Origin of the sequence: Streptomyces sp. NBC_00576 (genome assembly GCF_036345175.1) — a bacterium.
Taxonomy (GTDB): domain Bacteria; phylum Actinomycetota; class Actinomycetes; order Streptomycetales; family Streptomycetaceae; genus Streptomyces.
Genome location: NZ_CP107780.1, coordinates 5,310,990 through 5,324,458, shown reverse-complemented (window position 1 = coordinate 5,324,458; position 13,469 = coordinate 5,310,990). Strand labels below are relative to the sequence as shown.

Sequence of the window (13,469 nt, the reverse complement as noted above, 5' to 3'; positions counted from 1 at the left end):
CTCATAACTGCGGCCGGAGGAAATGTCCGAGTGGACTTTTCTGCTTCCTGGCCGCTGAGCAATAATTTGTCAGCCGTCGATCGGTGAGGCAAGCAAATTCGGTGGCATCAACATGCACTGGCATGAGCTGGCCATTTCGCAGCCACACGGGTCCGTGAACACGGAGACGACCCCGTGGCACAGTCCTGGCCGTCGGCCGGGCGCCGGAATGTGGAACTTCGACCGGCCGGTGCGACGGGTGCCCGCCAGTAGCTCGCGCGTCGCCACCAGCACCCCGGAGCCCGCGGCGGCGGCGGACTCGGCGGTCAGGAAAATCGCCCCGAGATTAGGTGCCTGGTGGTGCCGGGCCAGGTGGACATGTTCGATCCGGCATGTGGAGACCCTGGGGACGAGTGCGGCGACTTCGCAGAGATTGATCCAATTTTGCCCGAATTTGCAATGGGGGGTTTCCAGGTGAATGGCATACACGCTCCGAGGATCGCACCCCGGGTGGCTGACTTTGTGTGAACCATTGGCAGCTTGGCGCCATGGCCATAAACGGCCACCGTGGGCGGTATAGGATTCACGCGAGATTCCCTTCCCGGGAGCCTGGCGAGACCTCTTCCGTAGGGGGCGGAGCCACGGTCACTGTTCATCACGCAAAGGCAAAGCAAAAATGAGCGAGAATACGGCGGACTCCGCCGCGTTGATCCAGGACAAATGGCGTGACGTATGGGAGAAGTCGGGTGTCTTTCACGCCGACGGCCACACGGACCGCGAGCGGGCATACGTCCTTGACATGTTTGCCTATCCGTCCGGTGACTTGCACATGGGGCACGCCGAGGCCTTCGCGTTCGGTGACGCGGTGTCCCGCTACCTGACGCAGCGCGGCTACGACGTCCTGCACCCCGTCGGCTGGGACTCGTTCGGGTTGCCTGCGGAGAACGCGGCCATCAAGCGCGACCAGCATCCGGCGGACTGGACGTACAGCAACATCGACACGCAGGCCGAGTCGTTCCGCCGGTACGGCGTCTCCTTCGACTGGTCGACCCGGCTGCACACCTCCGATCCCGAGTACTACCGCTGGACGCAGTGGCTGTTCCTCCGCTTCCGGGAGAAGGGGCTCGCGTACCGCCAGGCCTCGTCCGTCAACTGGTGTCCCAAGGACCAGACCGTGCTCGCCAACGAGCAGGTGGTCCAAGGGGCTTGTGAGCGGTGCGGCACCCAGGTCACCAAGCGTGACCTGACCCAGTGGTTCTTCCGGATCACCGCGTACGCCGACCGGCTGCTGGACGACATGGAGCTGCTGCGCGAGGGCTGGCCCGAGCGGGTGCTGGCCATGCAGCGCAACTGGATCGGCCGCTCACCGGGAGCGCACATCGACTTCCGGGTGGCGGGCCGGGAACGCCCCGTACGGGTCTTCACCACCCGTCCCGAGACCTTGTACGGAGCCACCTTCCTCGTCGTCGCCGCCGACTCGCCGCTCGCCGCCGAACTGTGCGCACCGGAGCAGCGCGCCGACTTCGACGCGTATCTGGAGCGGACCCGGAGGCTGTCCGACATCGACCGTCTCACGGCTGGACGGGAGAAGACCGGAGTGCCGCTGGGCGTCCCGGCACTGCATCCGCTCACCGGTGAGCCGATTCCCGTCTGGGCGTCGGACTACGTCCTCGCCGGATACGGCAGCGGCGCGGTGATGGCCGTACCCGCACACGACCAGCGCGACCTCGACTTCGCGCGCACGTTCGACCTCCCCGTCCGGGCGGTGGTGGCGGCCGACGGTGACCCCGCGGTCACCGGGGAGGCGATCGCCGCGGACGGCCCCTACGTCGACTCGGGGCCGTTGAACGGGCTGGACCGGGAGGCAGCCGTCGCCCGCGTCCTCGCGGAACTGGAGGGTGAGAGTGCCGGCGGCGCCGGGGTGCAGTACCGGTTGCGCGACTGGCTGGTGTCCCGGCAGCGGTTCTGGGGCTGCCCCATCCCGATCGTCCACTGCGCCTCGTGCGGTGAGGTCCCGGTGCCCGACGACCAACTGCCGGTCCGGCTGCCGGACCTGCGGGGCGCCGACCTCGCGCCGGCCGGCGTCTCACCCCTGGCCGCGGCCGAGGAATGGGTCAACGTCCCGTGTCCGAGCTGTGGCGACCCGGCCCGCCGGGACACCGACACCATGGACACGTTCGTCGACTCGTCCTGGTACTTCCTCAGGTACTGCTCCCCGGACTGGACCGAGGGGCCGTTCGACCCCGAGGCGGTCCGCCGCTGGATGCCCGTCACCCAGTACGTGGGCGGTGTGGAGCATGCCATCCTGCACCTGCTCTACGCCCGCTTCTTCACGAAGGTGTTGCAGGACCTCGGACTGGTCGACTTCCCCGAGCCGTTCCTGTCCCTGCTGAACCAGGGGCAGGTCCTGCTCAACGGCTCGGCGATGTCCAAGTCCAAGGGCAACATGGTGGACCTCGGCGGACAGATCGCCGAGTACGGTGTCGACGCCGTACGCCTGACCATGGTGTTCGCCGGTCCCCCGGAGGACGACATCGACTGGGCGGACGTGTCGCCCGCAGGTTCGGCCCGCTTCCTCGCCCGGGCGCTGCGCCTGGCCGACGACGTGCGATCCGACCGCGGGAGCGCACCGGAGGACGGCGACGACGCATTGCGCCGGGTGATCCACCGGACCGTCGCCCAAGCGACCCACCTGGTGGAGACGCACCGGTTCAACGTGGTCGTGGCACGGACCATGGAACTGGCCAACGCGCTCCGTAAGCACATCGACGCGGGTGGTGCCGCTGACCCGGCGGTACGGGAAGGGGTGGAGGCCGTGGCGGTCATGCTGTCGATCTTCGCGCCGTACACCGCCGAGGAGATGTGGGAGCGGCTGGGCCACGAGCCGAGCGTCGCCCGCGCGGGCTGGCCCGAGGTGGACCCGGCCCTTGCCGCGGAGCAGGACGCAGTCTGTGTGGTTCAGGTCAACGGCAGGATGCAGGGCCGGATAGAGGTCGGCGCCGACATCGGCGAAGACGAACTGGTGCGCCTCGCAAAGGACCGGGCCGCGACCGCCCTGGACGGCCGACAGGTGGTACGAGTGATCGCGAAGCCTCCCAAACTGGTCAACTTCGTCACCGCCGACCCCCGGAAGTGACCTGACCCCACTCAGGCAGGCCGGTGCACGACCCCGTGCCACCGGCCTGCCGGCTGCTCTGCCCAGCAGGTCGGCCACGCCGTCCCGATTCCGAACAGGTCGGAGGTGTCGCAGCACACGGCCTGCCAGTACGGTCCCTTTTCAGCGAACCGAGACGGCCCGCCCACACTGGCCGAGGGCCCGGTTTCGGTTGCGTGGGCCGGAGTTACAGCCAGCCCTCGCGGGTGGCGAGGACCGCGGCCTCGAAGCGGCTGCGTGCCCCCAGTTTGGCGGTGATGTTTGCCATCAGCCGTCGCGTCGTACGCAGCGACAGGCCCAGCTTGCGCGAGGCGACTTCGTCCGTCTGCCCCTGGGCGAGCAGCTTCAGCAGGGTGACTTCCTGCGGGGTGGGGTCGTCCGCCGCGTTCGCCCGCTGCACACCCAGCGGCGACGCGCGGTCCCACACCATGTCGAACAGCGACACCAGCGCGAGGAGTACTCCGGGCGCGTGGACGACAACGGCACCGGCCTTGGTGTCCTCGGGGTCGATGGGCAGCAGTGCGACCGACCGGTCGGCGATCAGCATGCGCAGGGGCAGCGACGGGGCGGTCCGGATCTCCCCACCGAGTTCCGAGAGCCAGCGCGCGTACTCAGTCGTCGCCCGGTCGTTGCGCACGCTGTCCAGGTAGATCGTCCGCAGCGTCACACCCGCGGCCAGGCTCGTCTCGTCGAGCGGACGACTGGCTTCCAGCGCCTCCCGGCTATGAGCTCCGCCCGGCATGAAGGCGAGGAGCTCGGACGTCGCCTGCCGGGACAGCTCGGACAGCCGTGTCCGTACGCTGCTGACGCCTTCCAGGCGCTCCAGGCCCGCATTGCTGTGCCGCGTCCGCTGAGCCGCGAAAATGGCGGCCAGATCCGCGGTGACGGCGCGCATGGATGCCAGTTCCATCTGCTGGGCGCGGATCTCCACTTCCCGCCGGTGGATGTAGGCGGCGAGACCGACTTCGGGATGAACAGCTACCACGTCGTCCGCCTCGTCGGCGGGCCCGAGCATGGAGAGATCAGCCAGTTTGCTCAGGGCCGCACGGACCTCGGACGCTCCGACATCGAGTTCCTGGGCGATCGCCGACACACCCCAGCGCGGTTGCATGATCACGAGCCGGTACACCTCGATACAGGTTCTGTCCTGTCCGGTCAGTGCCGCCAACGAGTCTGTGCCGTCGTCCGCGGGTATGGCCCGTTTCGCATCTATTGCCTGTGTATCGACATAGCTGCTCACGATGGTGTCCCCCGACGTTGCTGAACGATCTTGCGACAATATCCCGCGGGCTACTGGCGAAGTATGCGAAGAGAGCGCGTGAGCTGGGTATTTGCCTTTTCATGACAGAACGCGGGCCCGGTATATCGAATCTTGAGACGCCTTTAGTAGTGCCTCCCGGACCCTGAAGGTGGGGCTGGCTACACCCCCGGTTCGGGAGTACGCGTCATCGTTTCCCTCGGCGCGCGACGGCATCGTTGAACCCACTTGGTCCCCGTGATCCACAGAGGTTCACAGCTCGCCGCCCGGAAGGAAAACGCCGTGAAGTCGCTGCTCCCGTCGAAGCCCAGGACGACCGGGGCGGCGCCGCGTACGGAGGCGGCCGTGGCGACGGGGACAACCGGCGCCGCTGCCGCTCCCGGGCCGCTCGCCTCTTTCGCGCGGTTCGTCCTGTGCGGCGGTGGTGTCGGGCTCCTCTCCAGCGGAGCCGTGGCGCTGCTCGCCGCGACGATGCCCTGGGTGCTGGCGAACGCGCTGATCACGGTCGCCTCGACCATCCTGTGCACCGAACTCCACGCCCGCTTCACCTTCGAGGCCGGCCGGCGCGCCGGATGGCGCCAGCACTGGCAGTCGGCGGGCTCGGCCACCGCGGCCTACGTCGTCACCTGCCTCGCGATGCTCGTCCTGCAGCTGGCCCAGGCCTCGCCCGGCATGCTGACCGAACAGGTCGTCTACCTCAGCGCCGCCGGCCTCGCCGGCACAGGCCGTTTCCTGATCCTGCGCCTGTTCGTCTTCTCTGCCGACCGGAACAGGCCCGTCCACCGCACCATCCGCCGGACACCGGCCCTGAAGGGCATCGGCGGCCTGAGGACGAGCCCGCGACTGGCCGTCTCCTGACGAGGTCAAGAAGCACCGGTGACACCGGCGCGGCGGGTGTTTCACGTGAAACACCCACCCCCGGAACGAATGAATACCGCCCCGTCACGTTTCACGTGAAACATCACCGTGGGGCGGGAGACCTTCAGGCCTCCCGCCCCACAGCAACCTCAAAACGACACAACGCGGAAACCGTCAGCGGCGGTTCTCGCCGTCCTCTCCCGCCTCGGACTCGGCCTCCTTCGCCTGGACCTCGGGGTCCAGAACCGACTGACCGGTGCCGTCAACCGACGTCAGACGGCCCGTCTCCGGGACCTCGGTCGCGGCGGGCGGCTCGACCAGCCAGTCAGGGTTGGCCTGCTTGTCCCACCACTTCCATGCGGCAAAGGCACCGCCCGCCAGGATGCCCAGCGCGGCCAGCCCCTTGGCGAGCCGGCCGGCCCGGGCCCGCCGCTCGTGCTTGCGGGCCAGCTTCTTGATCTCCTTCGGAGTGATCTGACCCCGCAGCGCGGCGAGCGCAGCGGCACCACGTGCGGTGGCCTCCTCTCGTACGGGCCCAGCCGCCGCTACCGCCCGCTCCACACGCGGCGCGGTGTAGTCGGCGGCCTGCCGAGCAGCCTTGGCGGTACGGGCGGCGGCTTCATGGGCGGCATGGTCGACCTTCGGCGGCACATGCGTACGGGCCTGCTCCAGCCGCGGCACGAGATGCGCGCCGTACTGGACACGGGCCTGCTCCGCAGCCTGGGACACCCTGGGCGCAAGCCGTACGCGTGCCTCGTGTGCGTACTGCGTAGCCCTGTCCTTGGCCGTGTCGGCGTAGGGCGCCACCACGTCCGCGGCGTGCAGCACGCTGTCCTTGGCCGAGCCGGTAGCAGCACGCACGCTTTCAATGCGGGTCACGGGATCCTCCTCCTCGGTGGCGTACGGTATTCGACTCTCCACGCTTTTACGGATCATGCCCCGCAATACGCCGCGAGGCATGCGAGGGCGGGCATCCGGGTCATGGACGGCCGTCACGCGGGGCTGACGGCACCGAATCGATCACATGTCGAAGCGGATGACGATCACATGCAATAGCGATGAATACAGGGCAACGGGAGCTTGTCGTCGACAATGCCACGGATCGCCACCCCGTGCCCCCATCCCGTGGCTACTGGACCGGTTTTCTCCGAAGCGGCGGAGCGCAAGCGGAAGTGCCGGATTTTCGCTCGGAGGAGGGTGCCGGGCGACGCACGGCGTGGACCGTGCGAGGATCGGGGAGTCACAAGAGGACAACGGAAGGCAGATCGTGGCTGAGCAGCTTTACGCCACCCTGAAGACCAATCACGGCGACATCGAAGTCCGGCTCCTGCCGAACCACGCGCCCAAGACGGTCCGGAACTTCGTCGAGCTCGCCACTGGCGAGCGTGAGTGGACCAACCCGGCGACGGGCAAGAAGTCCACGGACAAGCTCTACGACGGCACGGTCTTCCACCGGGTGATCAGCGGTTTCATGATTCAGGGCGGTGACCCGCTCGGAAACGGCACTGGTGGTCCCGGCTACCAGTTCGAGGACGAGTTCCACCCGGACCTCCGCTTCGACAAGCCGTACCTGCTGGCCATGGCCAACGCCGGCCCGGGCACCAACGGCTCGCAGTTCTTCATCACCGTCTCCCCGACGGACTGGCTGACCCGCAAGCACAGCATCTTCGGTGAGGTCACCGACGCGGCCAGCCAGAAGATCGTGGACGCCATCGCGACCGCGTCGACCAACCCGCGCACCGACCGCCCGGTCAACGACGTCGTCATCGAGTCGGTCGTCGTCGAGACCCGCGAGGGCTGAGACCCGGGAGCCCTCCCGCAGGGAACCAAACGCCCCGCCCATCCGTAAGGATGGGCGGGGCGGTGCGTTGCATTGCACACGACGACGGATTGACGGACTTAGGGGACCTCATGGATCAGGCGCCAGGCAGCCCACAGGGCCCGCAGGACGCCCAGAGCCTGCCCACCTGCTACCGCCACCCGGACCGCGAGACAGGCATCCGCTGCACCCGCTGCGAACGCCCGATCTGTCCCGAGTGCATGGTCAGCGCCTCCGTCGGCTTCCAGTGCCCGGAATGCGTGCGCAACGGCTCCGGCACAGGACACGCGCCGAGCGCCACCACCCCCCGCACCCTCGCCGGCGGCACCATCACGGCAGACCCCCGACTCCTCACCAAGATCCTGATCGGCCTCAACCTCGCCCTCTACCTGCTCCAGCTGGCGGTCGGCGACCGCTTCACGGATCGCTTCCAACTCCTCGGCAGCGCCTACGTACCGAGCCTCGGCTCGGTGGAGGGCGTCGCGGAGGGACAGTGGTACCGGCTGCTGACGTCGATGTTCCTGCACGCCAGTCCCATGCACATCATCTTCAACATGCTCAGCCTGTGGTGGATCGGCGGTCCTCTGGAAGCCGCTCTCGGCCGCGCCCGCTACCTAGCGCTGTACGTGGTCTCCGGCCTCGCGGGCAGCGCGCTGACATATCTGATCGCCGCACAGAACGAGCCTTCGCTCGGCGCCTCAGGCGCCATCTTCGGTCTCTTCGGCGCGACCGCCGTCCTGATGCGCCGCCTCAACTACGACATGCGGCCGATCCTCGCCCTGCTGGTGATCAACCTCATCTTCACCTTCGGGATGAGCAACATCGCCTGGCAGGCCCACATCGGCGGGCTGGTCGCCGGCGTCGTCATCGGCTATGCCATGGTCCACGCCCCGCGCGAGCGGCGCTCCCTGGTCCAGTACGGCGTCTGCGCGGTGGTCCTGGTCGCGGTGGTCGTCATGACCCTGATCCGCACGGGCCAGCTCATCTAGCCCGTCCGAACTGGCAAGAACTGGCATCCAGCTCCTCCGATCCGGGCATGGCCTGTCACTGAGTGCCTGTTGTCCACAGTCCGTGGCGCTACCTGTGCACAGTGTGCGAGAACAGCTGCGCCCCCTGTCACCGACCGGAGTTTTCCCAGGTCAGACAGGGGGCGAACAGGCTTGCGAATGCCGGTGTGTCAGTCGTACCGGCGTCAACTCTCGATGAGTTATCCACAGATCGTCGTCTTTTCCCCAGGCGGGGTGTGGAAAATCAATCACAGCTGTGGATAACTCAGCGGAAAGCCCTGGGTAGAGCCCCTACTTCCACTGCGTGGAGACACCGAATCCGGCAGCGATGAAGCCGAAGCCCACCACGATGTTCCAGTTGTCCAGTGAGTCGATCGGCAGCGTGCCGTCGGTCACATAGAAGAGGACGATCCAGGCCAGGCCGATGAGGAACATGGCCAGCATGACTGGCGCGACCCAGCCGCGGCTGTTCAGTTTGATGGCCGTCGCCTGCTTGGCGGGCGGCGGCGTGTAGTCGGCCTTCTTGCGGATACGTGACTTCGGCACGAGGGTCTCTCCTGTCGATGCGCTGCGTGGCCGCGCAGGGAACTGGGTGGGGCTCCGGAGCAGCGTACAAGGGGACACTTAGTACTCCCCCGGGCGTCCGTTAGCGTAGTGCTTCCGCGGCGCCGAAGGAGATAAGGGTACGTTGAGCAATTCTGCCGACTCTCCCGGGACGGCTTCCAGTCCTCCCCATAACCGCCGTTTCCGCCCGGTGCGGGTGCTCACCGTGGGGGTCTTCGCCCTCGCCGGGCTGATCTTCTTCACGAGCTTCGACACGGCCAAGGGCACGAATATCCGCACGGACTCCTCTCTGCTGAAGCTCTCGGACCTCATCCAGGAGCGCAGCCACAAGAACGGGCGGCTCGACGAGTCCAACGCGACCCTGCGCGACGACGTCGAGGCGCTCGTCGAGCGCGACGACGGCAGCACCGAGGCCGAGGACGCCAGGCTGGCGGCGCTGGAGAAGGCCGCGGGCACCCAGAAGCTCAAGGGCGAGGCACTCACGGTCACCCTCAACGACGCCCCGCCGAACGCCACCGCGAAACTCCCCGGCTACCCCGAGCCACAGCCCGACTACCTGGTCATCCACCAGCAGGATCTGCAGGCCGTGGTGAACGCCCTGTGGCAGGGCGGGGCCAAGGGCATCAAGGTCATGGACCAGCGCCTGATCTCCACCAGCGCGGTCCGCTGTGTGGGCAACACCCTGATCCTGCAGGGACGCGTCTACTCGCCGCCGTACAAGATCACGGCGATCGGCGACCCGGAGAAGCTGAGGAGCTCGCTCACGGCGTCCAAAGCGATCCAGAACTACATGGTGTACGTCAACGTCTACGGGCTCGGCTGGCAGGTCGACGAGGACGGGACGGTGACTCTGCCCGGCTACTCGGGCACAGTGGACCTGCACTACGCGAAGCCTGTGGAGTAGCTGGAAACAGCAGCCGAAGCAGCCGGTAGCTCACCGCTGGGGGGCCTGTGTCGGGGCGCTTGATCATCAGAACGGTCAGCGAACTGTGCGTCACGGTGGGCACGGTGATCGTGCTCTTCGTCGTGTATGTGCTGTTCTGGACGGGCGTGAAGGCCGACAGCGTCATGGACGACCAGATCGACCAGTTACAGGAACAGTGGTCGAAGGGCACGGTGACGCAGCCACCGGAGACGCCGGCCGCCCCCACGAGCACCACCAACCCGGCAGACCCGAAGCCACCCGGGCCCTACACCTCGGGCAGGCCCTTCGCGATCATGTACATCCCGCGGCTTGGTTTCACGTGGAACAAGCCCGTGCTCGAAGGCACGAAAACGAACACCCTGAAGAAGGGCCTCGGCCACTACGCCACCACCGCGCGGCTCGGCCAGGAGGGCAACTTCTCGGTCGCCGGCCACCGGCGTACGTACGGCGATCCGTTCAAGGACTTCCCGAGGCTGCGCCGCGGGGATGCGGTGGTGCTGACGGACGGGACGACGTGGTTCACGTATCGGATCGACAAAGGGCCCTACAAAACCGTGCCCACGGACATTGAGGTGATCGATCCTGTGCCACGTAAGAGCGGGTACACGCGTTCGGGTCGTTATCTCACGCTGACCACGTGCGATCCGGAGTGGGGACACAGCCATCGGCTGATCGTCTGGGCGCACCTGGACTCCACACAGCCTGTGGAGGCCGGGAAACCTGCGGCGCTGCGCCGTTAATCTGGTGAGGTACGGCGTGAGTCCGGTGCCGCGAGGCGGGTGCCGTGGGCGACGGAAGGGACGGCATGTACGGCTGGATCTGGCGGCATCTGCCAGGGAACGCGTGGGTGAAGGCGTTGTTCTCCCTCGTGCTGGCGCTGGCGGTTGTCTACGTGCTCTTCCAGTACGTCTTCCCGTGGGCCGAGCCTCTTCTCCCCTTCAACGATGTGACGGTGAACGACCAGTGAGCGCACGGATTCTCGTCGTCGACAACTACGACAGCTTCGTCTTCAACCTGGTCCAGTACCTGTACCAGCTGGGCGCCGAGTGCGAGGTGCTGCGCAACGACGAGGTGTCGACGGCGCACGCGCAGGACGGCTTCGACGGTGTGCTGCTGTCGCCGGGCCCGGGTACACCGGAGGAGGCCGGCGTCTGCATCGAGATGGTCCGCCACTGCGCGGCGACGGGCGTCCCCGTCTTCGGCGTGTGCCTGGGCATGCAGTCGATGCAGGTGGCGTACGGCGGTGTGGTGGACCGTGCCCCCGAGCTGCTGCATGGAAAGACATCCCTCGTGGAACACGAGGGCAGGGGCGTCTTCGCGGGCCTGCCGAGCCCTTTCACGGCGACCCGCTACCACTCCCTGGCGGCGGAGCCGGAGACGGTCCCGGCCGAGCTCGAAGTGACCGCCCGTACGCACGACGGCATCATCATGGGCCTCCGACACCGCGAACTCCCGGTCGAGGGTGTGCAGTTCCACCCCGAGTCGGTGCTGACGGAGCACGGTCACCTGATGCTGGCCAACTGGCTGGTGGAGTGCGGTGACCGGGGTGCTGTGGCGAGGTCGGTGGGGCTCGCCCCGGTGGTGGGCAGGGCCACGGCGTGACCGCCCTGCGCCCCGAGCGCGAGTCCGGCTCCGCGTACGGCGGAGACACCGGCGACCAGGAAACCTCGTACGGGCAGCAGCAGCCGTACGAGGCGCCGGGCGCGTTCGAGGCGGCGGTGGACGGCCTGGTGGACCCGCTGAGCGACCCGTTGCCGGGGCAGCGCAACGAACCGCCTCCGCCGCCGGCCCGCGGGCGGGGGCGGCGGAGGCGGAGCAGTCATGCGCGGCCCTACGACGCCTCGGCCGAGCGCGGGGCGGCGGAGCACCGGGACCCCGGACCCGAGTCCGGGTACGACTCGCGGGGGTACGCGCAGGACTGGCAGGTGGGGGTTTTCGACGAGCAGGTGCCTCCCGCGCCTCCCGCGGCTTCTCCGGTGACGCCTCCCGCGCCCCCGGCTGCCGTTCCTCCCGTGGTTGTCCCGCCCATCGACCAGGAGACGGTGGCGCTGCGGCTGGCGGACCTGCCTCCCGATCTGCGTCCCGAGGCGCCGCGAATAAGCGACGAGGCCCGGACGTCCGCGACCTCGGCCGGCACAGGGGCCACAGGCGCCTCTGAGGGCCCTTTTGCGGCCGGTGGGCGCGCAGCGCGCCGCAGGGCCGCCAAGGCCCGCCACGGGCGTCCTGGGGGCCCGCAGGAGGCGTCGGAGGACACGACCGCCGAGTCCGGGGCGATCGGAGCGCCCCTCTCGCGGGTGGCGGCGCGGCAGGCCGCCCGGGCGCAGAAGCCGGGCATGGCGGTGATGGCGAGCCGTGCGATCGGTGAGGTGTTCATCACCACCGGTGTACTGATGCTGCTGTTCGTGACCTACCAGCTGTGGTGGACGAACGTCCGGGCGCACGCGCAAGCCGGGAACGAGGCGAGCAGCCTCCAGGACGACTGGGCGAGCGGGAAGCGCGCGCCGGGGGTGTTCGAGCCGGGGCAGGGCTTCGCGATCCTGGACATCCCCAAGCTGGACGTGGTGGTGCCGATCGCGGAGGGCACCAGCAAGAAGAAGGTGCTGGACCGGGGCATGGTCGGCCACTACGCGGAGGACAGTCTGAAGACGGCGATGCCGGGTGACGCGACCGGCAACTTCGGGCTCGCGGGCCACCGCAACACGCACGGGGAGCCGTTCCGGTACATCAACCGGCTGAAGAAGGGCGACGCGATCGTCGTCGAGACGCAGGACAAGTACTACGTCTACAAGATGGAGGCGATCCTGCCGGTCACGTCGCCGAGCAACACGAGCGTGCTGAACCCGATTCCGAACGGCTCGGGTTTCACCGGGCCGGGCCGCTACATCACCCTCACGACGTGTACGCCGGAGTTCACGAGCAAGTACCGGATGATCGTGTGGGGCAAGATGGTCGAGGAACGGCCGCGCAGCAAGGGAAAGCCGGATGCGCTCGTGCAGTAAGGGCAGATGAAGAGTGGCAGCGACGACGGACCACGACGAGCAGACCGCCGACGCCCCGGTTTCCCCGTCGCAGGCCCACCCGCGGAGGAGGGGCGGCAAAGTGGCCACCGCGGTGAGCCTTTTCGGCGAACTCCTCATCACGGCGGGCCTGGTGCTGGGCCTGTTCGTCGCGTATTCGCTCTGGTGGACGAACGTCGTCGCGGACCGCGAGGCGAGCAAACAGGGTGATCAGGTACGTGATCACTGGGCCGACGCGGACACGGGCCCCGGCGCTCTGGACACCAGGGACGGCATCGGCTTCCTGCACGTCCCGGCGATGAGGAGCGGCGAGGTCCTGGTCAAGAAGGGCACGTCGTCGAAGGTCCTGAACGACGGCGTCGCGGGCTACTACATGGACCCCATCAAGTCGGCGCTTCCCCAGGCCAAGCAGGGCAATTTCACGCTGGCGGCCCACCGGGACGGCCACGGCGCCAAGTTCCACAACATCGACAAGCTGAAGAAGGGCGACCCGATCGTCTTCGAGACGAAGACGGACTGGTACGTCTACAAGGTCTACGAGACCCTCCCGGAGACCTCGAAGTACAACGTCCAGGTCCTGTCCCAGATCCCGAAGGAGTCGGGAAAGCGGAAACCCGGCCGCTACATCACCCTGACGACCTGCACACCGGTGTTCACGTCGGAGTACCGGTACATCGTGTGGGGGGAGCTGGTGCGGGTGGAGAAGGTGGACTCCAAGCGGACGGTGCCTGAGGAACTGCGCTGACAGACTCCCTTGCAGGGTGTGGTCGTGTCCCGCCTCGTGGTGTAAGCGACCTTGCTCGACGCGTTCCGGTAAACCGCGCGTTCGGCCACCTGATGGGCAACGGCTCCCGCGTCGCGCACGGCTGACCTGCCGTCATTGCCTTG

Annotated in this window: 14 protein-coding genes; 10 read left to right on the top strand and 4 right to left on the bottom strand. The window is 67.8% G+C overall.

What is annotated here, in order from left to right; all coding sequences use genetic code 11:
• Positions 1 to 69: 69 nt before the first annotated feature.
• Positions 70 to 468, bottom strand: coding sequence for a hypothetical protein (locus OG734_RS22835; protein ID WP_330289377.1), 399 nt, complete (start codon positions 466 to 468; stop codon positions 70 to 72).
• Between the two features lie 187 nt (positions 469 to 655).
• On the opposite strand from OG734_RS22835, the gene leuS reads away from it, so the two are divergent.
• Positions 656 to 3,115, top strand: a complete 2,460-nt coding sequence (gene leuS, locus OG734_RS22830; protein WP_330289376.1) for a leucine--tRNA ligase — start codon at positions 656 to 658, stop codon at positions 3,113 to 3,115.
• A gap of 205 nt (positions 3,116 to 3,320) precedes the next feature.
• Here leuS and OG734_RS22825 read toward each other — a convergent pair whose 3' ends face one another.
• The gene (locus tag OG734_RS22825; RefSeq protein WP_330289375.1) at positions 3,321 to 4,373 is read right to left on the bottom strand and encodes a helix-turn-helix transcriptional regulator; all 1,053 of its coding nucleotides are present in this window, start codon (positions 4,371 to 4,373) and stop codon (positions 3,321 to 3,323) included.
• 300 nt (positions 4,374 to 4,673) lie between these two features.
• On the opposite strand from OG734_RS22825, the gene OG734_RS22820 reads away from it, so the two are divergent.
• Positions 4,674 to 5,249 (top strand): hypothetical protein, encoded by a 576-nt coding sequence (locus OG734_RS22820; RefSeq protein ID WP_443064896.1) that lies wholly within the window; start codon positions 4,674 to 4,676, stop codon positions 5,247 to 5,249.
• Between the two features lie 174 nt (positions 5,250 to 5,423).
• Here the strand turns inward: OG734_RS22820 and OG734_RS22815 are convergent, their stop codons facing one another.
• On the bottom strand, positions 5,424 to 6,128 hold the full coding sequence (locus OG734_RS22815) for a DUF5324 family protein (RefSeq protein ID WP_330289374.1): 705 nt from the start codon (positions 6,126 to 6,128) through the stop codon (positions 5,424 to 5,426).
• A gap of 388 nt (positions 6,129 to 6,516) precedes the next feature.
• Here OG734_RS22815 and OG734_RS22810 point away from each other — a divergent pair, with 388 nt between their 5' ends.
• Both OG734_RS22810 and OG734_RS22805 read left to right on the top strand, forming a co-directional pair.
• Positions 6,517 to 7,050 (top strand): peptidylprolyl isomerase, encoded by a 534-nt coding sequence (locus OG734_RS22810; protein WP_330289373.1) that lies wholly within the window; start codon positions 6,517 to 6,519, stop codon positions 7,048 to 7,050.
• Positions 7,051 to 7,160: 110 nt separating this feature from the next.
• Positions 7,161 to 8,057, top strand: a complete 897-nt coding sequence (locus tag OG734_RS22805; RefSeq protein ID WP_330289372.1) for a rhomboid family intramembrane serine protease — start codon at positions 7,161 to 7,163, stop codon at positions 8,055 to 8,057.
• Positions 8,058 to 8,366: 309 nt separating this feature from the next.
• On the opposite strand, the gene crgA is transcribed toward OG734_RS22805, so the two are convergent.
• Positions 8,367 to 8,621: a cell division protein CrgA gene (gene crgA / locus OG734_RS22800; protein ID WP_006383246.1), complete on the bottom strand. Its 255-nt coding sequence runs from the start codon at positions 8,619 to 8,621 to the stop codon at positions 8,367 to 8,369.
• Positions 8,622 to 8,763: 142 nt separating this feature from the next.
• Between crgA and OG734_RS22795 the strand changes: the two genes are divergently transcribed.
• From OG734_RS22795 to OG734_RS22770, 6 genes are read left to right on the top strand one after another with little or no spacing between them, the layout of a single operon-like run.
• Positions 8,764 to 9,543: a DUF881 domain-containing protein gene (locus tag OG734_RS22795; RefSeq protein WP_330289371.1), complete on the top strand. Its 780-nt coding sequence runs from the start codon at positions 8,764 to 8,766 to the stop codon at positions 9,541 to 9,543.
• 47 nt (positions 9,544 to 9,590) lie between these two features.
• Positions 9,591 to 10,304, top strand: coding sequence for a class E sortase (locus OG734_RS22790; RefSeq protein WP_330289370.1), 714 nt, complete (start codon positions 9,591 to 9,593; stop codon positions 10,302 to 10,304).
• A 44-nt stretch (positions 10,305 to 10,348) separates the two neighbouring features.
• Positions 10,349 to 10,531 (top strand): hypothetical protein, encoded by a 183-nt coding sequence (locus OG734_RS22785; protein ID WP_189149527.1) that lies wholly within the window; start codon positions 10,349 to 10,351, stop codon positions 10,529 to 10,531.
• Positions 10,528 to 11,166 (top strand): aminodeoxychorismate/anthranilate synthase component II, encoded by a 639-nt coding sequence (locus OG734_RS22780; RefSeq protein ID WP_330289369.1) that lies wholly within the window; start codon positions 10,528 to 10,530, stop codon positions 11,164 to 11,166. The genes OG734_RS22785 and OG734_RS22780 overlap by 4 nt, the downstream gene beginning before the upstream one ends.
• Positions 11,163 to 12,563, top strand: a complete 1,401-nt coding sequence (locus OG734_RS22775; protein WP_330289368.1) for a class E sortase — start codon at positions 11,163 to 11,165, stop codon at positions 12,561 to 12,563. Before OG734_RS22780 ends, OG734_RS22775 begins: the two co-directional genes overlap by 4 nt.
• Positions 12,564 to 12,576: 13 nt before the next feature.
• Positions 12,577 to 13,326: a class E sortase gene (locus OG734_RS22770; protein ID WP_330289367.1), complete on the top strand. Its 750-nt coding sequence runs from the start codon at positions 12,577 to 12,579 to the stop codon at positions 13,324 to 13,326.
• Positions 13,327 to 13,469 lie beyond the last annotated feature (143 nt).

Bases quoted from the DNA above. Each gene is read 5' to 3' on its own strand.
- leuS (WP_330289376.1), top strand. From the start codon at position 656: ATGAGCGAGAATACGGCGGACTCCGCCGCGTTGATCCAGGACAAATGG.
- OG734_RS22805 (WP_330289372.1), top strand. From the start codon at position 7,161: ATGGATCAGGCGCCAGGCAGCCCACAGGGCCCGCAGGACGCCCAGAGC.